This window comes from Caballeronia insecticola, from assembly GCF_000402035.1.
Lineage (GTDB): Bacteria > Pseudomonadota > Gammaproteobacteria > Burkholderiales > Burkholderiaceae > Caballeronia > Caballeronia insecticola.
Map to the genome: position 1 here is coordinate 235,282 of NC_021295.1, position 16,020 is coordinate 251,301.

The 16,020-nt window shown below is 64.0% G+C and carries 16 protein-coding genes; 3 read left to right on the plus strand and 13 right to left on the minus strand.

Annotated elements, in window-relative coordinates; all coding sequences use genetic code 11:
- Positions 1-253: 253 nt before the first annotated feature.
- The 3 genes from hutH to BRPE64_RS31475 form a co-directional block, all read right to left on the minus strand.
- Positions 254-1,783, minus strand: coding sequence for a histidine ammonia-lyase (gene hutH / locus BRPE64_RS31465; RefSeq protein WP_044044196.1), 1,530 nt, complete (start codon positions 1,781-1,783; stop codon positions 254-256).
- Between the two features lie 154 nt (positions 1,784-1,937).
- Positions 1,938-2,888, minus strand: a complete 951-nt coding sequence (locus tag BRPE64_RS31470) for a LysR family transcriptional regulator (RefSeq protein WP_044044197.1) — start codon at positions 2,886-2,888, stop codon at positions 1,938-1,940.
- A 36-nt stretch (positions 2,889-2,924) separates the two neighbouring features.
- Positions 2,925-3,872 carry a LysR family transcriptional regulator gene (locus BRPE64_RS31475; RefSeq protein WP_044044363.1) on the minus strand — a complete coding sequence of 316 codons (948 nt, stop codon included), beginning with the start codon at positions 3,870-3,872 and terminating at the stop codon, positions 2,925-2,927.
- Positions 3,873-3,978: 106 nt separating this feature from the next.
- Here BRPE64_RS31475 and BRPE64_RS31480 point away from each other — a divergent pair, with 106 nt between their 5' ends.
- Complete coding sequence (locus BRPE64_RS31480; RefSeq protein ID WP_044044199.1) at positions 3,979-4,713, plus strand: SDR family NAD(P)-dependent oxidoreductase; 735 nt, start codon at positions 3,979-3,981, stop codon at positions 4,711-4,713.
- A gap of 88 nt (positions 4,714-4,801) precedes the next feature.
- Positions 4,802-5,437, plus strand: a complete 636-nt coding sequence (locus BRPE64_RS31485; RefSeq protein ID WP_269765233.1) for an NADPH-dependent F420 reductase — start codon at positions 4,802-4,804, stop codon at positions 5,435-5,437.
- Between the two features lie 62 nt (positions 5,438-5,499).
- Here BRPE64_RS31485 and BRPE64_RS31490 read toward each other — a convergent pair whose 3' ends face one another.
- From BRPE64_RS31490 to BRPE64_RS31515, 7 genes are all read right to left on the minus strand, one after another.
- Complete coding sequence (locus BRPE64_RS31490) at positions 5,500-6,081, minus strand: autotransporter outer membrane beta-barrel domain-containing protein (RefSeq protein WP_084675948.1); 582 nt, start codon at positions 6,079-6,081, stop codon at positions 5,500-5,502.
- A gap of 126 nt (positions 6,082-6,207) precedes the next feature.
- Positions 6,208-6,693: a hypothetical protein gene (locus tag BRPE64_RS34105; RefSeq protein WP_144063614.1), complete on the minus strand. Its 486-nt coding sequence runs from the start codon at positions 6,691-6,693 to the stop codon at positions 6,208-6,210.
- 15 nt (positions 6,694-6,708) lie between these two features.
- Positions 6,709-7,599, minus strand: a complete 891-nt coding sequence (locus tag BRPE64_RS31495; RefSeq protein WP_051180621.1) for an amino acid ABC transporter permease — start codon at positions 7,597-7,599, stop codon at positions 6,709-6,711.
- Positions 7,596-8,240, minus strand: coding sequence for an amino acid ABC transporter permease (locus BRPE64_RS31500; protein ID WP_044044202.1), 645 nt, complete (start codon positions 8,238-8,240; stop codon positions 7,596-7,598). The genes BRPE64_RS31495 and BRPE64_RS31500 overlap by 4 nt, the downstream gene beginning before the upstream one ends.
- 13 nt (positions 8,241-8,253) lie before the next feature.
- The gene (locus BRPE64_RS31505; RefSeq protein WP_051180622.1) at positions 8,254-9,090 is read right to left on the minus strand and encodes a glutamate ABC transporter substrate-binding protein; all 837 of its coding nucleotides are present in this window, start codon (positions 9,088-9,090) and stop codon (positions 8,254-8,256) included.
- A gap of 58 nt (positions 9,091-9,148) precedes the next feature.
- A complete protein-coding gene (locus BRPE64_RS31510) occupies positions 9,149-9,907 on the minus strand; it encodes an amino acid ABC transporter ATP-binding protein (RefSeq protein WP_044044203.1) in 759 nt (252 codons plus the stop codon).
- Positions 9,898-10,917, minus strand: a complete 1,020-nt coding sequence (locus tag BRPE64_RS31515; RefSeq protein WP_044044205.1) for an asparaginase — start codon at positions 10,915-10,917, stop codon at positions 9,898-9,900. The genes BRPE64_RS31510 and BRPE64_RS31515 overlap by 10 nt, the downstream gene beginning before the upstream one ends.
- Positions 10,918-11,017: 100 nt before the next feature.
- Between BRPE64_RS31515 and BRPE64_RS31520 the strand changes: the two genes are divergently transcribed.
- On the plus strand, positions 11,018-12,046 hold the full coding sequence (locus BRPE64_RS31520) for a LysR family transcriptional regulator (RefSeq protein WP_051180623.1): 1,029 nt from the start codon (positions 11,018-11,020) through the stop codon (positions 12,044-12,046).
- Positions 12,047-12,276: 230 nt separating this feature from the next.
- Here the strand turns inward: BRPE64_RS31520 and BRPE64_RS31525 are convergent, their stop codons facing one another.
- The 3 genes from BRPE64_RS31525 to BRPE64_RS31535 are packed head-to-tail and all read right to left on the minus strand — an operon-like array spanning position 12,277 to position 16,017.
- Positions 12,277-13,740, minus strand: a complete 1,464-nt coding sequence (locus BRPE64_RS31525; protein ID WP_232519366.1) for an MFS transporter — start codon at positions 13,738-13,740, stop codon at positions 12,277-12,279.
- A 30-nt stretch (positions 13,741-13,770) separates the two neighbouring features.
- Positions 13,771-15,123: an MFS transporter gene (locus BRPE64_RS31530; RefSeq protein ID WP_051180624.1), complete on the minus strand. Its 1,353-nt coding sequence runs from the start codon at positions 15,121-15,123 to the stop codon at positions 13,771-13,773.
- Positions 15,124-15,147: 24 nt separating this feature from the next.
- Positions 15,148-16,017, minus strand: a complete 870-nt coding sequence (locus BRPE64_RS31535) for an amidohydrolase family protein (protein WP_069915740.1) — start codon at positions 16,015-16,017, stop codon at positions 15,148-15,150.
- Positions 16,018-16,020: the final 3 nt, after the last annotated feature.

Sequence of the window (16,020 nt, forward strand, 5' to 3'; positions counted from 1 at the left end):
TTCCCCTGGCAGATTCTCGCAGAACCGTAGCGGACCTGAATACGAGCATCACATACCAGTCTCTTCGTTCGCACAAGTCATTCCTGAGTTTGCTGAACAGGGAAGTCCGACAGGATGCGCACCATTCACGACACTTGCCCCCAACTGACCTTAAAGGCACGCGCTCGAACCGGAGAAAATCGCAGCGGACCACGTGCGCCATCGTCACCCCTCTTACGAGCAAAATCGACGCACCCCCTCGCGGACACGTTCATCATTCGAAGCGTGGTACGACAGCCAATCCAGCGAGCCTCGCGAGTTCACCGCTTTTCACAAGCGACTGCGCATGGTCCAGCGCGCCGGAGAACTCCCAGTCCGTGGCCATCGAAGGCACGCGCTCGCGCACGGCGGAGCGCAGCATTTCGAGCGTCGCGCACGAGCGCAATGTACCGTGACACTCCATCGCTTCCGTCGCGGCGAGAAGTTCGATTGCCACGATCGCATCCGCGTTGCGCGCCATATCCAGAAGACGGCGCGCACCGTGCGTCGCCATCGACACGTGATCTTCCTGATTGCCCACCGTCGGAACACTCTCGACCGATGCCGGATGCGAACGTTGACGGTTTTCGGCTACAAGCGCAGCCGCCGTGATCTGCAGGCTCATGAAACCCGACGTCAGTCCGCTGGTGCCCGTCAGAAATGGCGGCAACCCGCTCATCGATCCATCGAGCAGGAATGCGATGCGCCGCTCGGCCATGCCGCCCGTCTCTGCCGCTACGTTCGCAAGCGCATCGGCGACGAACGCGACGGGTTCCGCATGAAAGTTGCCGCCCGAGATGACGTCACCGTTATCGACAAGGATCAGCGGGTTGTCCGACGCGCTGCGCGCCTCGGTCTCAAGCATTGAGCAGGCGAAGCGAAACACTTCGAGGCATGCGCCCATCACCTGAGGAATGCAGCGCAAGCTGTAGGGATCCTGCAATCTCCCCTTGGTGCGCTGCAACTCGCGGAAATCACTTTCCTTAAGCAAATCGCGCAACGCGGAGGCGACCTCGACCTGCCCGCGATGCGGCTTGAGCGCGTGGATGCGGGGATCGAGCGGCGCGGTCGACCCAAGCGCGCCTTCAAAGGTCAACGCGGCAACGGCCAGCGACGATTGCACAACGCGCCAGATTTCGAACAGTCCAGCGAGGCACAAGGCCGTGGATACCTGCGTGCCATTCAGCATCGCGAGTCCTTCCTTCGGGCCGAACCGGATGGCACTCAGTCCAGCGCGCGACAATGCGTCCGCGCCGCTGAGCAACTCGCCGTTGAACGTCGCGCGACCTCGGCCGATCATCACCGACGAGAGATGGGCAAGCGGCGCAAGATCTCCGGAAGCGCCGACCGAACCCTGCCCCGGTATCACCGGCAACACACCTCGCATCAGCATCTGTTCGAGCAATTCGACGACTTCGCCGCGCACACCGGATGCACCCAGCGACAGCGCCGCCAACTTGAGCGCGATCACAAGGCGCACGACGCCCTCCGGCAGCGGATCGCCCACGCCGACCGTATGCGAGAGCACGAGATTCTCCTGCAACGTATGCAGGTCGGCTGCATCGATCCGTCTGTTCGACAGCTTGCCGAAGCCGGTATTCACCCCATACACGGCGTCGCCCTTCGCAATCATTTCGTCAACCATCGCCGCCGAGCGCGTGACGTTGACGCGGCCCGCATCACCCAGTAACGCGGTTGCGCCATGAGCGTATACGGCGTACCAGTCCGCAAGCGTGTTCGCGCCCGGCACGATATCGATGTTCATTGGAACTCCTGTTCTTGAGCGGCAAGGATCACATCGACTTCGGTAAGCCGATGTGCGCAACATGGCGCTGTGGGCACCCTCGTCATGAAGAAGGCATCGGCCTGTTAGCGAAATCTTCGAGATGGTGAATGTTTTGGCACTACTGTGCCAATTATTATTTCGTCGCCTTTGATAACGAACGCTTATTAACGACGCGCGTCGGACGCGGCCCTGACGCACCCTTTCGCGCTCTCATCGCTCGCACAAATTGCTCGACGGCGACTTCGCCACGGTCACGTCGATAAACCAGATAGGCCTGAAGCGTCGACAATGACGCATCACTGACCGGCACGACGTTCACGCCGGGTGTCGCGATGCCCGCGTAAGCGCGAGGCACGAGCGCCACGCCGTCGCCAAGCGCTACCCGCGCGAGCAGATTGGTGAAGGAAATCTCATGGCCCACGATGCGAGCCGGCCTGCCGCGCCGCCTGATGATGGCGGTAAGACTGTCGTACACCTCGGGATGACGCTCGCGCGGCACCGTGTAGAAAGGTTCATCGGCCAGATCGCCGATCGACAGCATCGGCGCTTTCGCGAGCGGATGGTCGCTCGGCAATGCGACGCCCATCTCGATGCGCGCCTGGAGTTTTACGGTGTGGAATGCATCGTCGCGTTTGGGTAGCGTGGTGACCAGAATGTCGACGAGCGACGCATCGAGCAGCTCATACAAACGATCCGCACGCTCGACGGTCGGCGTTATTCGAATCAGCGGATGAGCGTGACGAAAGGCCCTGATACACGCAGGCACGGTGCTGTGAATGATCGCCGATGAAAGTCCGATCAGCAGGTGGCCGCCTAATCCATCGCCCATCGCGCGCGCATCGGCATGCATGCGATCCGCCAGCGCGAGCATCTGCGATGCCTGTCGAAGGAGGGTCGTTCCCGCTTCGGTGAGCGACACGGCGCGCTTACTCCGCCGAAGCAACTGGACGCCCAGTTGCGCTTCGAGCCGGGCAATGTGTTGCGTCACTCCGGGCTGCGTGGAGTGAAGCGCCTCGGCGGCACGGCCAAAATGCAGCAGGTCACCCACTGCCACGAATGTCTTCAATAACTTCAAGTCGAGCATCCTGCCTCCCTGTCCCTTGCTCCCGATCGAGCACGTTCAAACCTTCTTGCCTTTGCGTGAGACGGAGCGCCGGCTTGCATCCTTCGGCAAGCGCTGACGATTGCCGAGGAGCGCGACCAGTTGCGTCTCGCATACGGAAAACGAGTACCCGCGCCGCTGCGAGATCATGAACGTGAGTGGGCGCATGTGCCAGGCGCGCCGTTGCAGTTCAACGAGCATGCCCTGCACGAGGTCCTCCGCGACCAGATGATGGGGCATGTGCCCCCAGCACAAGCCTCCCCGAAGCAGATCGTGCTTCGCGCCGAGGTCATTCACCAGCCACTGGCGTTCGCTGGCGACCCCCTGTTGCGTCTTTTCTGCGTCGGGCTGATTGTCGGTTACGACAAGCTGGATGTGCCGGCCGAATTCCTCGCGCGGAATCGGCCCCGCGATCGCGGCCAGCGGATGCGATGGCGCACAGACGGTCACCATCCGCGCTTCGCATAGATGCAGCCTCTCTATCGCACCGGGGTCGAGTTCCGGCACGTCCGCGATCGTCACGGCCAAAGCGCAGGTGCCATCGAGAATCAAACGCTCGCCGCCCTGCATCGTCGTCATGCGCAGATTGATTGCAACGGTCGGACGGTCCGTCTGTAGCGTGCGCAGGCATTCGATCAGGTGCGCACGCGGAAAATAGGTATCCACGGCAATCGAGACCTGCGGCGCACCCGTTTCAGCGATCGAAGCTGCGCGCATCTTCATTTCCTCGGTGCGTGCAATCACACCACGAGCATCGGGCAGGAGACTACGGCCCGCTGCCGTCAGCGTCGCTCGGCGAGTGTTGCGCTCGAACAGCGCGATATCGAAGGCACTTTCGAGCGCGGCGATCGCATGACTGATCGCCGACTGTGCACGCCTGAGCTCGCGCGCCGCCCCGGAAAAGCTGCCTGCGTCACACACGGCAACGAAGGCCCGAAGCTGATTGATGGTCACGTTATCGAGCATATGCATCAAGAAAGTAGATGGTATTCATAGATATTTAGTCAATTGGCCTGATGACGCAAGGGGTCCAGAATCGTGATTCCCAATTTAGTTTTGAAGGATGCGTGTCATGAACAGACTGAATGGAAAGACCGCTGTCATCACCGGCGGCGCTACCGGCATCGGCCGCGCCGCGGCGAAGCGCTTTATCGAAGAAGGCGCCTTCGTGTTCATCTTCGGCCGCCGGCAGGAAGCGCTCGATGCCGCTCTGGCCGATCTCGGGAACAACGCCCGCGCGGTGAAGGGCTCGGTCTCCGATCAGGCCGATCTCGACCGACTCTACGCGGCGGTGAAGGCCGAACGGCGAACCCTCGACATCGTATTCGCCAATGCCGGGGCAGGAAGCCCGCTTCCGCTCGGCGAGATTACCGCCGAGCACATCGACGAAACCTTCGACACCAATGTGAAGGGCACGATCTTCACGGTCCAGAAGGCATTACCGCTGATGAGCGAGGGCGGCTCGATCATCCTGACCGGATCGAGCGCCGGCACCACGGGCGCCCCGGCGATGAGCGCCTACAGCGCGAGCAAGGCGGCGGTACGCAACCTCGCGCGAACCTGGGCGGAGGATTTGAAAGGCACCGGCATCCGGGTGAACGTGCTGTCGCCGGGAGCAACGGCGACCGAACTGGCCAAGGAAGCGCTGGGCGAGGAAGGCCAAAAGCACTTCGCCTCGATAACTCCGCTCCGGCGCATGGCCGATCCGGCGGAAATCGGGGCGGTAGCCGCCTTTCTCGCGTCGCCGGACAGCAGTTTCATGACGGCCAGCGAGGTCGCCGTTGACGGCGGTCTTGCGCAACTCTGACACGCGATGTGGACGGCGCTCCGCTCGTTTATCCGGAGCGCCACATGGGCGGCGAGCCGACCAACAACCATCAACAACACTCAGACTGATGAGGAAACTTGCCATGAGCACTATCAGTATCATCGGGTCAGGAAGCATGGCCGCGGCGATAGCCGGCCGTGCCGACAGGGCGGGATACCACGTCGAGGTGGTCAGTCGCGACCCTGCCAAGGCGCGGGCGCTGGCCGATAAGCTCACAGACAAAGCGACCGCCGGGACGTACGGCGCCCCGCCGGCGGGCGACATCGTCATTCTCGCCGTGCCCTATTCCAGTGTGGCGGCGGTGGTCGCCGACTTTGGAAACACACTCGATGGCAAGGTGATAGTCGACATCACCAACCCTGTTGCTCCCGACCTCTCGGGCCTCGTCACCCCTCACGGAAGTTCCGGTGCGCAGGAGACCGCGAAAGGTCTTCCCGCCGGCGCGCATGCCGTGAAGGCGTTCAACACCATCTTTGGCCACGTCCTTGCTCGGGGCGACCGCCTCGACGCGTTCATCGCTGCAGACGATGCGCAAGCCAAGGCTCGCGTTTCGGCCTTCGTCGAGCGTCTTGGACTGCGTCCGTTCGATGTCGGCGGCCTGCAAATGGCCCATGCGCTCGAGGCGCTCGGCCTGATGGTGATCGGCCTGGCCAGGAACGGCGCGGGCACCTGGGACCTGGCCATGCACGTGAAGGTCGGCTGAAGCACCGACACCGTGGCTTTGCCGGCAGTTCCGCGGTGGGCGGACCCGCATCGTTGACGCCCTTAAAAGAGGTAGTTCACGCGCAGGATGCCTTCGTTCGAACTGTAGCCACTGCCGAACTGGCCGCCATACTCGAGCTTGAGCTCGGTGCTCTTCGAGACACTGAGGTTCATATCGACCTTCACCTTCGCCAGCGACGAAGGCGCCGATGCCACTGCCGAAAACGGCGCCGCGCCCGGCGCACTGCCGACGAACTGCGCGCTCGCATCCCAATGGTTGCGGTTGTGAAAGATCGCGCCCAGCGCGAGATCCGGCCGCAGCGTCATGCCGTTGGCAAAGGTCCAGCGTCCGCCCACTTCGAGCATCGGCGATACCGACAGCGTCGTCGCGTTCGCGCTGTTCACCGCGAGGTCGAGCGCGCCCGCACCCTGCTCCGTGTAGTGGACGAGATGCAAGTCGACATAGCGCTTCACGTACCAGTCGTTCATCGGAACAATGTAGGCCACGCGTGTGTGCAGTCCGGCTTCGTACGCATTGAACGCACCCTTGGCCTGTGCGGCATAGCCGGGGAGCGTCACGTTGCGGGTCGAGTCGTACCAGTTGTAGCCACCGTCGACGCCGCCCGAGAACGTCCAGTTGCCGATTTGTGCTCGCGCTCAGCTGCGACGCATCGAGCTTGCCGCTCACATCGATCGCATCGATCGTGCTGTTGCCGAGGCGCGCCGGGCGCATCACGAGCTGGCCCGCGAGCGTCCCGTCGCCGGGCACCGTCAGGCGGTCGCTGGTGCCCGCGACATGATCCGTATCGACCACGATGCCGCCCGTGCTTCCTTGCACGAGATTGCCCGTGACGAGGGTGGCGGCGCCCGGCGCACTCGCAGAAATGTGAAATGTTCATCGGACTCTTCCGCGCGAATCCACTGCTCACCAAGATGGCGATGCAGTTGCGTGACGACATGCGTCTGTATGGCATCGACTCGCGGGAAGGATTGAACCGCCAGCGGGCGTCCGTGCAGGAGCATGCCCAGATGGTCGGGCTCGCGGAGAAAATGGAGGTGGACAAGATCGGCGCTCGAACGGCGCGCCTGGTGCATCCGGTTTGTCACATTGCAGGAATGGGCGAACGTCGCCCGGCCAAGGACGGCATGGGCTTGTCCGATGGACTGCTTGGCGGCGACGTCAACCGGGTCGACCGCGCCGGCTCCCCGGATGGATGGCGACCGGCGGATCGACCAGCCTTCCGCGGCAGCTGGCACTGTCGCGAATTGCTTTCACGCGCGCTTCGAATCCCCGGACGGGATGACGGCGCCGCCTTCCTGACCGGATTCTCGTCTCTTCGGCTCTTCCTCGGCAGCGACGCGCCCATGCTTCGGAACGCGGCTGATCCTGCGCTTCAGGTACAGAAGCGCTGCGCTCACGCCGCCATACATGACCGTCACGATGAATGCCGCCTGCAATAACGACTCGGGCGCAAAACTCGAAATATCCTGCGAGCGGTGGAGCAGTTCGTCATAGGGGATGACGTAACCTAGCGAGGTATCCTGCACGATCGCCAGCAGCGAGCTGATCAAGGCCGGCAGCATGTTGCGCAGCGCCTGCGGCAGGACGACGTGCAGCATCGCCTGCCAGGGACGCATGCCGAGCGCCAGCGCCGCCTCCTGTTGTCCGCGCGGCAGCGACAGTATGCCGGCGCGCATGACTTCGGCCGTCAGCGCCGAGTGATGCAGCGCCATCGCGACGACGAGAAAGCCCAGCGCCGGCCAATCGAAACCGAGCGCGGGCAACTCGATCACCATGAACAGAATCAACAGCAACAGCGGCACCGCGCGAAACAACTCGACGTAGGTTCCCGCGACCATACGCACCCATTTGCGCGGCGAAAGCCTGCCGAGCGCGAGTGGCAGCGCCAGCACGAAAGCGGCAAGCGCCGAGCATAGCGCCGCCTGAATCGTCGAGACCAGACCGTCGAACAGGAATTTTGCCGTGCCCCAGTGCCAGAAGATCGCCCACTTCTGCGCTTCGAACTGTCCGCTCGAGCCGAGGCGCAGGGCGATCGTGGCGAGCACGCCCAGCACGGCGATCGCGCTCAATGCCGAGAAAATGCGCTGCCGCCTTCGCGCGACGGGACCCGGTGCTTCATAGAGCGCCGTGGTGCGGTTCATCGCGTCACCGCCATGTTGTGTTCGATTCGACGCATGAGAAGTCCCAGCGGCACCGTGAGCGCCATGTAGGCCAGCAAGGCCGCCGCAAACGTCGGCACCGCCTGCGCGGTTTCGAAGTTGATGCGCTGCGCCGTATAGGTGATGTCGAACACGCCCACCGCCGCGGCGATCGACGAAGCCTTGATCTGGTTGACGAACAGATTGCCGAGCGGCGGTATCACCGTGCGCACCGCCTGCGGAATCACGACGTTGCCGACCACCTGCATGAAGCGCATGCCGATGCTGCGCGCGGCCTCGATCTGCCCCGACGGAACGGCATTCACCCCGGCGCGCAATACCTCGGCGATCCATGCGGCCGTGTAGAACCCGAGCACCAGCACCGAAGAGGTCGTAAGCGAGTACATGAAGCCCAGCTTCGGCAGGCCGAACACGAACAGCAGCAGGAGCGCGAGCAGCGGCGTCATGCGCATGATTTCGATATACGTCGCGGCGAACCATCGCAGCGGCGCCAGCGGACCGATGGCCATCACGGTCAGCGCGACACCCAGCGCGAACGCCATCGCGAACGAAAGCAGCGATAGTTCGACCGTGACGCCCATCGCCTCGACAAAGCGCCACGCAAACGAATAAAGCGGGTCCATGGATGCGCGAGACTCAGCGTTCGATCGTCGGCACTTGCGGCTTGCCGAGCGTGCCTTCCAGATTCTTTGCGTAGAGCTTGTCCCAGGTGCCGTCCTTGATCGACTGCTGGAGCTGCGCGCTGATCCACTCGCGGAACTGCTCGTCCTGCTTCGCTACACCGATGCCCCACGGCTCCTGCGTGAACGGCTTGCCGACGACGCGGAACTTGTCAGGCTGGCGCAGCGCTTCGCCCGCGAGCGTCGCACCGTCGTCCACGTAGGCATCGAAGCGCTTGTCGGCGACGCCTTCGACGCACGCGGCGGTATCGTTGAAGGTGACGAACCTGGTCTGCGGCGCGATCTTTTTGACGTTGTCTTCCACCGTCGTGCCGTTCAGCACGCAGGCGGTCTTGCCGTTCAGGTCGAGCGGGCCCTTGATCGACGTATCCGCGCGGCGCGTGAGGATGTCCTGACCGGCCACGTAATACGGGCCGGCGAAACCGATCACCTTTCTGCGCTGGTCGTTGATGGTGAGCGTGGCGATCACCACGTCGACCCGGCCGTTCTGCACGAACGGCAAGCGGTTCTCGGTGGTCGTCTTGATCCATTCCACGTTGTCGGCCGAGCCCGTGAGCTTGCGGGCAAGCAGGCGCGCGAGATCGGCCTCGAAGCCTTCGGTGTTGCCCGACATCGGATTGCGCACCGAGAACATCAGCGTATTGAGGGACGTGCCGACAACCAGCTTGCCGCGCTTCTGGATCTTCGCCATCGTCGAGTCGGCGGGAAAGGTATCGGCGTATGCGGGCAAGGTCGCCGAAAACAACGCGCCTGCAACGCACGCCGCCATGACGGCAATCGACTTCAGTTTCATTCGGGTGTCTCCGTTCTGTTATGTGAAGCGGCCTCGTGGACGCTTGCGAATCCAGGGATCAATGCTCCAGTATGCGCGACAGGAAATCGCGGCCGCGCTCCGAACGCGGCCCCGCGAAGAAGGTATCCGGCTGCGCAATCTCGACGATGCGCCCGCCATCCATGAACACGATGCGATCGGCGGCCTGGCGGGCAAAGCCCATCTCGTGCGTGACCACGATCATCGTCATGCCGCTTTGCGCGAGTTCGAGCATCACCTGCAAGACCTCGCTGACCATCTCGGGGTCGAGCGCGGACGTGGGCTCGTCGAACAACATGAGCTTCGGGCTCATCGCCAGCGCGCGGGCCAGCGCGACGCGCTGCTGCTGGCCGCCCGACAACTCCGCCGGGACCGCATCCGCCTTGTGTGCGAGGCCGACCCGCGCGAGCAGACGCCGCGCCTCGGCCTCGGCTACCACGCGAGTGTGGCCGAGCACCTTGCGCGGTCCCATCGACACGTTCTCCAGCACCGTGCGATGCGAAAACAGGTTGAACGACTGGAACACCATGCCGATCTGCGCGCGCATCGACGCGAGCGCGCGGCCTTCTTCCGGGAGGCTTTCGCCATCGATCAGAATCTCGCCCGCGTCGATGGTCTCCAGCCGATTGATGCAGCGGCACAGGGTGGACTTGCCCGAACCCGACGGTCCGATCACGACCACGACCTCGCCGCGTTCGACATCGAGATCGACGTCGAACAACACCTGCTGTTCGCCGAACGATTTGTTCAGCCCGCGCAGCGCAACGAGCGGGCCGTCAGCATGCGCGCTCACACCCATGTCAGCTTCACCGTCGACTGGAGCTGGCCCACCGGCGTGCCCCGGACGTTGCGCAGCACGGGGTCGGCCCATTTCTCGAGCAGCGCGCCTTCGCGCTCGAGCGGCAGGTCGAGTTGCCTGAGCACGGCGATCGTGGTCGCATAGACAGCGGCGAAATCGCCGTCGGCAATTTTCACGGCCACGCCGATACCCCGGCTGCGTATGCCGATTGCATGCACGCCATCGGCGCCGACCTTCGTGACCCAGTCGCCACGCGCTGCCTGCGCGAGCGCGAGATCGCAGCGGCCGGTGCCCGACACCATCAACGGATGCGCGGCCATCGCCGCGAAAATGCGCGAGAGCGCTGCGTCCGTGTCCGCGCCGCAATGCGAAGCGCCGGCGGCGAGCCGCGCCCACATGCCCGCGAGCCGCTCGAGCGGCATGCCGTAGTTGGGCGCGCTGCAGCCGTCGATGCCGCACCACATGTCCTGTTCCCGCATATCCGCGAGCGATGCGACATCGTGCGCGATACGCCGCTGCAATTCATGATCGCGATCCAGATACTGCCCGCGCGCGTATCCGTGCATGGCGCAACAGCCGAGGAAACCCGCATGTTTGCCGGAGCAGTTGTGATGACGCTGATCGAACGTGGCGCCGCGCGGCGGCAGGTTGTGCTCGCCGTAGCAATCGGGCATGTGCACCCCGCAGCGCAGGTCGGATTCCGTCGCGCCGACCTTTTCGAGCATGCTCGTGACGGCATCGACGTGCACCGCTTCGCCGCCGTGGCTCGCACAGGTCAGCGCGAGTTCGGCAGCGGTGAATCCGAAGTGATCCGGGCCGCCATCGCGGACGAAGGCGAGCGCCTGAAAGGGTTTGAGCGTGGAGCGCGAAAAGACGCTGGCGTAGGGATCGCCGGCATGGGCGAGCAGCGAACCCGCTGCGTCGACGACGGCCACCGAACCCCAGTGGACGCGTTCGACATGCTTGTTGCGGCTGGCAACGGCGAGCGGAACATGGGCGGGAAGCGTCATTGGATTGAAAAAGTGAACTGGACAGAGCGAGTTTAATTATTGCAAAAAACTATGTTCCGGCGTAATTTGGAAAACCGTTTTGCACTGAGCGCAATACCAAATGGCTCCGAAAAAGGTGGCGGATACCGGTCTGGATCATCTGGGCGCGATGCGTGCGCTGGTTCGCGTCGTCGAGCTGGGAAGCCTGTCGGCGGCTGCGCGCGAACTCAAGCTCGCGACCTCGACCGTCGCGCGCAAGATCACGGCGCTGGAGGAAATGCTGGGTGTGCCGCTTCTGCATCGGTCGACGCATCATGTGGCGCTGACCGAAGCCGGCAGTCTCTATCATTCGCGCGCGGTCTCGATGATCGCGGATCTGGACGACACCTTGCGCGTCGTCGCCGAACTCGATGCCGCGCCCAGTGGGCCACTCAAGCTGACGGCGCCGGTGGCGTTCGGCCGCCGCTATCTGGCGCCGCTGGTGGCGCCGTTTCTCGAACGCTATCCCGGCATTCAGCTCGATCTGCGCCTGACGGATAACCACAACGACATGGTCGCGGGCGGCTTCGACCTCGACATTCACGAAGGTGAGAACTACCTCGACAATCTGATCGTGCAGCCGATCTCCCGCAACGACAGCATCCTGTGCGCGACACCGGCTTACTTCGCGCGGCGCGGCCGGCCCGCGACGCCTGCCGATCTCGCTCAACACAACTGCCTGCGCTATCTGCATCCCGAAGGCGATCCGCGCTGGCATCTGTCCAACGGAAAGGTCACGCAATCCGTCATGCCGCAGGGCAACCTGCAGTCGGACCATTCGGAACTGCTGCTCGAAGCGACCTGCGCCGGGCTCGGCATCGCCGAATTCGAAATCTGGCTGGTTCGCGATCTGCTGGTCGACGGCAAGCTCGAATTAGCGCTGCCCGCTTACCGGCTGGAGAATGCGCTGACCGGCAAGATGATCTATATGGCCTATCTTCCCAATCGCCGGCTTTCGACCAAGGTGCGTGTGCTGCGTGAGTTTCTCGCGGAACGTCTTCAGGGCATTGGCGAATTGCCGGGCGACCGGGCTATCGCGGTTAACCGTGCGGCGATAAAGACTTCGAATGCGATCGGAGGAAAAGCGCATTTATCGCGCAGATCAGCATAGCGTGTCGTCGGTGAAGGGATGCCTGCGTGGAACCGTGGACAGTGCGAGTGCATTTCATGCATAAAGACCTCACAAGAGGATGAAGCGAATCCAGCCTGGATGTCTTCGCTGGCCGCTCCGCGGCATTTGCCACCACCGGTCACCTGATGCCTGAGGTCTGTTTCCGTGCCACCTGTGACGCAACAGTCAGCAGGTAGCGTGACCCTGTGGCATCGCGCAGACGCGCCGGCTCACTGCGAGATCTGCTCCAGACTCAGGCCGCGCACGCGCGGGCCGAATGCGACGATCGTGATGAACACGACCAGCATCGATCCGGCAATCAGCGCGAACACGCCTGGCACGCCGAGATGCCGCAGAAAGAACGCGATCAGGAAGCCCGACAACATCGCGCTGACGCGGCTGGCCGAGTAGACCATGCCGATGGCGCGTGCGCGGATGTGAGTCGGAAACAGCTCGGCCTGATAGGTCCGGTAGGAGAACGTCATGCAGTTCGCGGCCAGCGTCATCAACAGTCCCATCGCGACCACGATCACCGGATCGTGCTGCTGCGCGAAGACGATGCCGAGCACCGCCATGCTGGTCGCCGATCCGGCGATCAGCCATTTGCGCTCGATGCGATCGGCGACCAGCATGGCAAGCAGCGGACCGAGGGGACTCGCGATCGCGATGATGAACGAGTACATCAGGCTGTGCGTCAACGCGACGCCTTTTTCGGCGAGCAAGGTCGGGACCCAGCTCGCAAAGCCGTAGTATCCGATCGACTGAAAAAAGTTGGAGACGATCAACATGAGGGTGCGCTTGCGATACCGGGCATGCCACGGGCCGACTTCCTCGGGCGCGGTCTCGGGCCGGGCCGGCACGGCCGACGCAACCACCGCGGGCAACGGCTTCCCGGTGACCCTCTCGATCTTCGCCTCGATCCGCGCCACGATGTGTTCGGCCTCCTGCCCGCGACCTTGCTGAATCAGCCAGCGAGGACTCTCCGGCAATCCCAGCCGGACGATCCAGACGAGCACCGCGCCCGCGCAACCGATCCACACGACCCATCGCCAGCCGTCGAAGCCGAACGGCGCAATCGGCACCAGTTGCCATGATAGGAACGCGATCGTCGGAATAGAGGTGTACTGGATGGACTGCAGGAACGCGAAGGCTCGCCCGCGCATGCGCGCCGGGACGAATTCGGAGACGTAGGTATCGATCGTGACGAGTTCGGCGCCCACGCCGATGCCCGCGATCACGCGCCAGAACACGATCCACACCGCATCGGTCTGCACCGACATGATGGCCGCGGCGAACGTGTAGCAGAGCAGCGCGCCCACGAAGACTTTGCGCCGGCCTAGCCTGTCGGCGATGAACGCGACCCCGATCGTGCCGATGAACAAGCCGAGAAAGAGCGCCGCGACGAACGCGCCGAGACCGTGCAGGTCGAAGATCGTCGCGGTCGTTTTGGCGAAGATGCCGGCTTTGACCAGCCCCGGACCGATATACGCGGTCAGGAACATGTCGTAGATCTCGAACCAGCCGCCGAGCGCCAGCATGCTGATGAGGAACCAGACCGGCCGGCTGGCCGGCAAGCGGTCGAGACGGTCGGATATCCCGCGGCCGACGGTGCGGCGCGTATCCGCGAGCGCCTCCTCGACATCGGTGGATGGGCTCATGCCGCGCGCGAGAGAAACGTCGATGGGTCCGTGCATGGGTTTGTCTCCGAATTGATTCTGCCGTGGCTAAGCGGGCTGCGCCCTTTTCCGCGCGACTCGACCGAGCGCGATGGCAAGACCCGCCGTCATGGCGAGTGCGATGGCCAGCGTGACCAGCCCGGCGGTGAACGACCCGGTCATTTCCTTGACGACGCCGACCATCGCGGGACCCGCGAAGCCCGCGCAGTTGGCCACCGCGTTGATGAAGGCGATGCCGCCCGCCGCCGCCGCGCCCGAAAGGAACGTTGGCGGAATCGCCCAGAGCGCCGTGCGCGCGATGTTCACGCCGATCATCGCAATGGTGATCCCCACGAGCGCCACGCTGACCGACTCCGATACGGCCGACACCATGAAGCCCGCCGCGGCGACCGCCGAACTCATGGTCAGGCTCGCCGCATAGTTGCGGCCCTTGTCCATCCGGCGCGCCGCGACCACCATCGCGAGGCCGGCGCACGCATAAGGAATGGTCGACAGCATGCCCGTCTGGAACATGCCGAGCCCTTCGCGGCGAATGATCTGCGGGAGCCACATGCCGATGCCCGTAATACCGATCGACAAGGTGAACAGCGCCACCGTCAGCAAGAGCACGCGCGGATCGGTCACGGCCGCGCGGAAGCTGCGCGTGCCGCCTGCCGTGACTTCGCTTTCCAGTTGACGGGCCAGCGCGCCGCGCTCCTCGCTGCTGAGCCACGTGGCATCCCGGGGTGAATCGGAGAGCGCCGCCCATGCCCAGATACCCAGCACGGCAGCCGGCAAGCCCTGAGCGATGAAGAGCCATTGCCAGCCCGACAGACCCATGAAGGCGTCGATGCTCAGCAAGCCCCCCGAGAGCGGCCCGCCGATGACCGACGCGAGCGGAATGCCGAGCGTGAACCACGCGAGCACCCGTACGCGGTACGCGCGGGGAAACCACGAGGTCAGATAGAACGCGACACCGGGAAAGAAGCCTGCTTCAGCGACCCCGAGCACCAGACGCAGCGCATAGAACGAGTGCGGGCCCGCGACGAATGCCGTGGCGGCCGAAAGCAAGCCCCACGTCACCATGATGCGCGACAGCCAGAGCCGCGCACCGAAGCGATGCAAGGCCAGATTGCTCGGCACTTCGCAGACCGCGTAGCTAAGAAAGAAGAGTCCGGCGCCCCACCCGAACTGCGCCGGCGTGAGCCCGAGATCGTGGTTCATCGTCAATGCGGCGAAGCCTACGTTGATGCGGTCCAGATAGCTGAAGATATAGCCGAGCAACAAGACGGGCAGCAGGCGGATGGATGCCTTGCGCACCGCGCGCTCGCACAATAGGGCGTGTTGTTGCGCTTCTGCTGCCGGAACGCCGATGTCGGCGCATTCGGCCTGGGCAAGCGCATAAGGCGAAGTCGGCTTCATCCTGTCTCCTGTCTGTGATTTCTTTTATGGCTGAAAGCGATAGAGGCGCGCGGCGTTATCGACGAGGATGCGGTGGCGCGTGGCCTCGTCCCGCGCCCATTCCAGCAGATGGTCGAGTTGCTCCGCGTCATCCGGCAGCGACTTCGCCGCGGGATGCGGCCAGTCGCTTCCCCATACGAGGCGATCGGCACGATGCTCGACCAGCGCGCGGCCGATCCGCACGATGCTGTCGCGCGTCGCTTCCGTGTCGAGATAGGCGGCACTGAGCTTCACCCACGACCGGCCGTTGTCCAGCAATGCGCACAATGTCCGGAACGCGGGCTGAGACGTGCCTTCGTTGAAGCGCAGACGCCCGAAGTGATCGATGGCGACATCGCACGGCAGGCGCGCGAGCGTCGGCGCGATCTCGGGCAGTTGCTCGGCGCCGACATGAATCTCCAGATGCCAGCCGCGTTCCGCAAGCGCGGGCGCCAATGACACCGCGTCATTCAGCGCCGCTTCACCCGAGCGCACGAGATTGAAGCGCAGGCCCACGATGCCGCCCGCGTCGAGCTCGTTCATGCGCGTGTGACTCACGCCGCTCCCGACAACGCCGATGCCTCTCGCCACGTTGCCGGAACGCGCGATTGCGTCCAGCACGCCGGCGTTGTCGTATCCGTAGGTCGAAGGTTGCACGAAGACGTTACGCGTCGTGCCGAGCCTGCGCCGCAGCGATCCGTAGTCCGAAAGCGCCGCCGCAGGCGGTTTCAGCGCCGCATCGGCCGCGACCGCATAGCGCGGCGAATAGACATGCATGTGGCAATCGCACGCAAGCGCCGGCGGCTCGAGGCGCGGCGCCGCGGCTCCGGCGGAGAACGGCACGACGCCGGGCTGAGGTGCTTCTCGTACGCTCATGGC